The sequence below is a fragment of the Streptomyces sp. NPDC004126 genome (genome assembly GCF_050275515.1).
Lineage (GTDB): Bacteria > Actinomycetota > Actinomycetes > Streptomycetales > Streptomycetaceae > Streptomyces.
Map to the genome: position 1 here is coordinate 1 of NZ_JBNNPF010000115.1, position 5,179 is coordinate 5,179.

Below are 5,179 nucleotides of genomic sequence, written 5' to 3' on the forward strand. Positions count from 1 at the left end.
CTCATCCGACAACGTCAACTCGGCCTTCGGCCGCCCCGTACGTGCCATACCGCAAGCCTACACATCTGAACAGAATTCCTGACTCGGAAGACTAGGGGGTGCCCGCGGTCACTGGCCGACCCGGCCGTCCACGCACTCGCGCAGCAGGTCGGCGTGGCCGCAGTGGCGGGCGTACTCCTCGATCCGGTGCACCATCAGCTCCCGGACCGCGATGCCGTCCTTCCCCACGCGCGCGCCCAGGTCCGGGAGCGCGGCCAGCGCGGCGTCCATCGCGGCCTGCTCCCGCTCCAGGTCGGCGTACGAGGCGTCCACGACGGCCTGGTCGGCGACGGCCCCGTGGAAGTCCGCGTCCCGGACGCCGTACAGCTTCGGCAGCGGCTCGCCCTCGGCGATCCAGTTCCGCCAGTCCCGCTCCACCTCGGCCAGGTGCCGGACCAGCCCGAGCAGCGACATCGTGGACGGCGGCACCGACCGCCGCGCCAGCTGCTCGGGATCCAGCCCCTCGCACTTCATCCGCAGGGTCAGGCGGTAGTCCTTCAGGAACTCCAGCAGTGTGGCGAGTTCGCCCTCCGGGCCGCTGCCCTCCCTGTTGCGGGGGTCGTCATCCGGGTCCGCCCACATGTCGGGGTACACGGTCGACTCGGTCCATCGCGCGGTCTGCTCACTCATGCGGCCCATGATCGCGGGCCCCGGGACGGGTCCGCCACCGAGATACCACCCGAGTCAGGCGTACGCGGCCGCCGAGGGGACCCGCCGGCCCAGAACCCAGCCGGGCACCCGACTACTCGCGAACGACGATAACCCCCGTGTCCGGGCCACCGATCTCACGGCGTACGTGCTGTGGCGCTCGCTCGGGCGGGGAATGTCAGTGTCCAATGCCAGTCTTTCCCGATGCCGTTGCTACAGCACGAGGAGGAGGACCATGGAGGGGTTTCCGAATTCCTGGGTACGAGCTCTGCGCTCCGATCAGGCGGGTCTGCTGGCTGAGCTGCCGCCGCAGAGAAGTGAGTCCGGGCCGAGCAATGGCGATGGGAATCCGCCCGACGGGGCGGTCGGACCGCAGAGCGGGGCCCCCACCGCCGCCACCCAGCGCGTCCGGCTGATCGTCGAAGGGCCCGACGATCCGGACGAGATGGAACGCACGATCGCGGCACTCGCGCTCCCGCCGGGATGGAAGGTGCGGACCGCGCAACCGCACGACAACCTGAGGTTGGCAGACGGGCGTGTCGCCATGGTGGTGGACGCCCTCGCGTACGGTCAGCAGCGGACAGCGGTCGGTGCCGTGCGCGAGCAGGCGGCCCGGCTGCTCAAGAGGCCTCCGGTGGGGTTCCGCGTGCGGGAGGCCAAACTCGTTCGGCACGAGGACGAGCGGGGCACCGTTCTGGTGCGGGTGGTGAGAAGGACGCCGCCGTACCCCGCGCGGTTCCGCCGCTCGCTGGGTCGCCACGTGGAGGCTCTGGGTTGGGCTGACACGGGCCATGTACTGACTGTTCCGTTCGTTCCCGGGGAGGATGCGGAGCAGCTGAAGGCCAGAGTGAAGGGGCGGTGGGCGGATCTCACCCACGGGGGTGCGCCGTTCGACGACGAACTTCATGATCTCCGTCTGTCCATCGGGCCCGGACCGAGATCGGAAGTGGGTGAACCGTCCTCACCGAGCACCGGCTACCGGCGGTTCGGGCCGCTGGCCTTGATGTTCCTCGCCGGACTCGTCCCGCTGGCGTGTGCCTGGGCGCTGTCGTCGTTCTCCTCTCCCTGGAGGTTCCTCGCGCTGCTGGCGCCCCTCGCGTCCTTCGGGCCGGTGGGCTACTGGATCTCGTCGAACGAGCCGCGGCCTCCGTTGTTGCGGCTCGCGTGGGGTGCCATCCTCGTGGGAGGTTTCACCTGGGTGTGCCATCAGTGGCTGGTGAACAGTCCTGGCGGGCTCGGAGCACAACTTTGGGGGTTGTCGCAGGGGCTGCTGATTCTGGCGACCGCGGTCGGCTGCTGGCATGCCTTCACGCGCTCATGGCTGAGCCGCAATGTGCTCCTGCTCCTGCCCGTGCTCCTGGCACCGCTTCCGTTCGTGCTCCCGTGGGTCGGCTCGTTCCTCCATACCGTCTATCTCGAAGAAGTGCTGGGAATCCCCGAGCCTGCCGTACACGTCGCCTTCTACTGGCGGTACTTCGTGGCGCTGGAGCCGGTGGCGCTGACCTTTGCGATCACGCTGGTCTTCGTGTCCCTGTACGGATGGGCCAAGTACTTCAACCTGCACGTCACGCACAGCGCCATGCTGAAGGTGATGTTCCCCCTCATCGTTCTGCTCGCCGGACTCGGGGTGGCCGACAGGACCCTGAAGGAGGTACAGGCCGCCGCAGAGCGTGCGTACCTGGCCGCGGCCAGGGGCGAGGAGCCTCCGGGATACTTCGGCCTCAACGGGCGGCTGGTATGCGTGCGGCCGGTGGAGCCCGACAAGCCGATCCCCGTTCAGCCGGGACCGCCCCCGACCGGCCGGCCGGTCCTGGTGTTTCCACAGGCAGGCGACGAGTTGTGGGTGTGGGATCCGTCCCCCGAGCGTGGCCGCTCTTCCGGAGACCACGCCGTCCGCATGCGGGCGGAAGACGTCTCTCTCTACCCGGCGACCGGTACTTCCTGTCCATGACGGGGACACCTTGGTGTGGCACCCGGGCGGGCTTCGAGGAACCGGATCGCCGCCGCGGTCCGGTGGTCCGGTTCGGCGTGCGATGGGGGATCCGGGTTCGTGAGGAGACGCGCCTCCGTGGCCGGTTCGGGGCCCTCCCCGGGTGAGCCGCGTCTCACCGGAGCCCCGGCACTTGTCTATGCAACGAGTTGCATAAGAGGATCGGGGTATGGCGCTCGACCACGCGATCCTCGTCTCCCTGCTGGAGATGCCCGGCTCCGGATACGAACTGGCCCGCCGGTTCGACCGGTCCATCGGCTACTTCTGGACCGCCACCCACCAGCAGATCTACCGCGTCCTGGGCCGCATGGAGCGCGACGGGCTGCTCACCGCGCGCGCGGTCGCGCAGCAGGGCCGGCCGGACAAGAAGGAGTACTCCGTCGCCGGGCCCGGCCGGGATGCGCTGTCGCGCTGGCTGCACGAGCCGATCGAGCCCGAGAGCATGCGGCACGACCTCGCCGTCAAGATCCGCGGGGCCGCCTTCGACGACCCGGCCGCGCTGATCCGCGAGGTCGAACGGCACCACCGGGTGCACGGTGAACGGCTCGCGCACTACCTCGCCGGGGAACTGCGCGACTTCACCGGCCCCGAGGCCCCCGCCCCGCTCGACGCCGGGCAGGAGCTCCAGCACGCCGTACTGCGCGGCGGCATCGCGTACGAGCGGATGACGATCGCCTGGCTGGACGACGTCCTCGCCACCCTCCGCCGCCTCGGCGCCTGAAACACCGCACCACCCACCGTCCACACCACGGAAGGCGACCCCTCATGGCCGACTCCCTGCTCTTCAACCCGCGCACCTACGACCCCGCGCACTTCGACCCCGAGACCCGCCGCCTGCTGCGCGCCACCGTCGACTGGTTCGAGGAGCGCGGCAAGCGCAAGCTGATCGAGGACTACCGCTCCCGCGCCTGGCTCGGGGACTTCCTCGCCTTCGCCGCCAAGGAGGGCCTGTTCGCCACCTTCCTGACCCCGGCCTCCGCCGCCGGACGGGAGGACCAGCGCTGGGACACCGCCCGGATCGCCGCCCTCAACGAGATCCTCGGCTTCTACGGCCTGGACTACTGGTACGCCTGGCAGGTCACCATCCTCGGCCTCGGCCCCGTCTGGCAGAGCGAGAACGCCGACGCCCGCGCCCGTGCCGCCGAACTCCTCACCCAGGGCGAGGTGTTCGCGTTCGGCCTGTCCGAGCGGACCCACGGCGCCGACATCTACTCCACCGACATGCTGCTGGAGCCCGACGGCGACGGCGGCTTCCGGGCGAGCGGCTCCAAGTACTACATCGGCAACGGCAACGCCGCCGGGCTGGTCTCCGTCTTCGGCCGCCGCACCGACGTCGAGGGCCCGGACGGGTACGTCTTCTTCGCCGCCGACAGCCGCCACCCGGCCTACCACCTGGTGCAGAACGTCGTCGACTCCTCCAAGTACGTCAGCGAGTTCCGCCTGGAGGACTACCCGGTGGCCGCCGCCGACGTCCTGCACACCGGACGCGCCGCCTTCGACGCCGCCCTCAACACCGTCAACGTCGGCAAGTTCAACCTCTGCACCGCCTCCATCGGCATCTGCGAGCACGCGATGTACGAGGCCGTCACCCACGCCCAGAACCGCATCCTCTACGGCCGCCCCGTCACCGCCTTCCCGCACGTGCGCCGCGAACTGGCCGACGCCTACGTCCGCCTCGTCGGCATGAAGCTCTTCAGCGACCGCGCCGTCGACTACTTCCGCTCCGCCGGCCCCGACGACCGCCGCTACCTCCTCTTCAACCCGATGACGAAGATGAAGGTGACCACCGAGGGCGAGAAGGTCATCGACCTCATGTGGGACGTCATCGCCGCCAAGGGCTTCGAGAAGGACACCTACTTCGCCGAGGCGGCCGTCGAGATCCGCAGCCTGCCCAAGCTCGAAGGCACCGTCCACGTCAACCTCGCGCTGATCCTCAAGTTCATGCGCAACCACCTGCTGGAGCCGGTCGACTACCCGGCCGTGCCCACCCGCCGCGACGCCGCCGACGACGACTTCCTCTTCCGGCAGGGCCCGGCCCGGGGCCTGGGCTCCGTACGCTTCCACGACTGGCGGCCCGCCTTCGACGCGTACGCCGACGTGGCGAACGTGGCCCGGTTCCGCGAACAGGCCGACGCCCTGTGCGAGTTCGTCGCCACCATCGCCCCCGACGAGCAGCAGAGCCGCGACCTCGACTTCCTCCTCTCCGTCGGCCAGCTCTTCGCCCTGGTCGTGCACGCCCAGCTGATCCTGGAGCAGGCCCGTCTGACGGACCTCGACGCGGACGTCCTCGACGAGCTGTTCTCCGTCCTCGTCCGCGACTTCTCCGGCCACGCCGTCGAACTGCACGGCAAGGACTCCGCCACCGAGGCGCAGCAGGCCTGGGCGCTGGGCGCGGTACGCCGTCCGTCCATGGCCACCGACCTCTTCGGCCGCAGTTTCCTCAAGGAGCTCGACTTCACCGCCGCCGAGTTCCGCGGCCTCGTCGAGCTCGCGGCCGAACTC

4 protein-coding genes are annotated in these 5,179 nt (G+C 69.9%); 3 read left to right on the forward strand and 1 reads right to left on the reverse strand.

Going from position 1 to position 5,179, the window contains the following annotated elements; translation table 11 throughout:
- Positions 1–108: 108 nt before the first annotated feature.
- Entirely contained in the window at positions 109–669 is a 561-nt protein-coding gene (locus ACQKM2_RS40550) for a DinB family protein (RefSeq protein ID WP_427719160.1), read from the reverse strand.
- 253 nt (positions 670–922) lie between these two features.
- On the opposite strand from ACQKM2_RS40550, the gene ACQKM2_RS40555 reads away from it, so the two are divergent.
- The 3 genes from ACQKM2_RS40555 to ACQKM2_RS40565 all read left to right on the forward strand — a co-directional run.
- On the forward strand, positions 923–2,638 hold the full coding sequence (locus ACQKM2_RS40555) for a hypothetical protein (RefSeq protein ID WP_427719162.1): 1,716 nt from the start codon (positions 923–925) through the stop codon (positions 2,636–2,638).
- Positions 2,639–2,846: 208 nt separating this feature from the next.
- Positions 2,847–3,398: a PadR family transcriptional regulator gene (locus ACQKM2_RS40560; protein ID WP_427719165.1), complete on the forward strand. Its 552-nt coding sequence runs from the start codon at positions 2,847–2,849 to the stop codon at positions 3,396–3,398.
- Between the two features lie 44 nt (positions 3,399–3,442).
- On the forward strand, positions 3,443–5,179 hold a 1,737-nt coding region (locus tag ACQKM2_RS40565), incomplete at its 3' end, for an acyl-CoA dehydrogenase family protein (protein ID WP_427719168.1).